Source organism: Bacteroides cellulosilyticus DSM 14838, assembly GCF_000158035.1.
GTDB classification, from domain to species: domain Bacteria; phylum Bacteroidota; class Bacteroidia; order Bacteroidales; family Bacteroidaceae; genus Bacteroides; species Bacteroides cellulosilyticus.
Map to the genome: position 1 here is coordinate 1 of NZ_EQ973501.1, position 1385 is coordinate 1385.

A 1385-nucleotide genomic window follows, 5' to 3' on the forward strand; every position below is an offset into this window, starting at 1 on the left:
CTGTGAATTCGTTGAGGAATATATTCAACAAACTGGATTTGGTGATGATAGGTGGTCCAGCAATAAGATTTATAGATACAGAAGTGTTTCATGTGTTACTTAAAGCAACTACAGGAAATACAAGCAATACTGCTGGATACACTACTGTGCGGAAGGTTGATTATGATAATGATGGAATGCTAACAGAAGAAGAATTAGCTGCTATAGAAACTCTTTCAGATCGTAATGACAATGCATATAGTATGTTTGTAAATGGTTATGGCAAAGGGAATAATGTCATTGAAACTTTTGACGAATTTAGATACTTTACAGGATTAACATATATAAATGGGGACGCTTTCGGTTGGTGTTCAAATTTAAAAAAAATAACTCTACCATCTAGTATTATATGGATAAAACAAGGTGCTTTTAGAGGTACGGCCATTGAAGAGCTGATTATAAATGAAGGATGTGAAGTATGTGATGATAATATAATAGATGGCAATAAGAGTTGTATATTAATAGATTTCCCAAGTACAATAACCTCAATAGGAACTCGTCCCACCAATAATGGTGGAAAGGAATTAGTAGTTATCTGTCGTGCAATTGTCCCTCCAACTTTTAGCGGTAGTTGGGGTTATACGAATGCAGGAAAACCTATTGCCATATATGTACCTGATGCAAGCGTGTTAATATATAAATCAGCAACAGGATGGAGCGAAAGCGCCAGTTTAATACAGCCTTTATCAATGTATGAAAAAGATTATTAGAAATCGTATCCATATATCTGAGATGCATACAGATTCCAGTTTGTTGCAGCTTTGTAAGTAGCAACGCTTTCGTGAGGAACGTAAATTTTGCATGGGTTATTATCAAATGCCCATGTACCAAGTGCTGGTGGTATCGTAGCCTTTATATAGCAACTTTCCATTGAAGTACAGTCTTGAAATGCCCTTTGATCAATAACTGTGATATTCTTATTTAGTATAACTATTTTAAGAGATGTACACTTCCAAAATGCACCATAATCAATAGAGGTATAATAATCACCAGCATCAACATATTCAATGGATGTATTTCCTTTAGCGGAATTTGCGCTAACACTTGATGCGTATTTACTATTACCATATATGACCTTTTTAATTCTTGTCAGATTTACAATATATGGCGTAATATTAGTATATAATGCTGATAAATCAAGAATTTCAATTTTTGCAGCATTATCGAAATTTTCAAAAGAAACAAGTCTATTTTCAGAAGCTTCCGCTGCTGTTATGAACCCGTCATGATCTGTATCCCAAAGACTAATAGCTATTTCACGCCAAACAGGATCGGCCAGATAAACAGCAGGCTCTCCTTTCATTATCAGTTCCAACTTATTGAATGCTCCCCGTAATTTATCAACG

At 34.9% G+C, this 1385-nt stretch carries 2 protein-coding genes; one reads left to right on the forward strand and one right to left on the reverse strand.

Translation table 11 applies throughout. The annotated features are described in order from the left end of the window. A partial coding sequence (locus BACCELL_RS25325; protein ID WP_044154431.1) for a leucine-rich repeat protein occupies window positions 1–749 on the forward strand: 749 nt, incomplete at its 5' end. On the opposite strand, the gene BACCELL_RS25330 is transcribed toward BACCELL_RS25325, so the two are convergent. Next, on the reverse strand, window positions 746–1385 hold a 640-nt coding region (locus BACCELL_RS25330; protein WP_007215037.1), incomplete at its 5' end, for a leucine-rich repeat protein. The two genes, BACCELL_RS25325 and BACCELL_RS25330, sit on opposite strands and share 4 nt — an antisense overlap.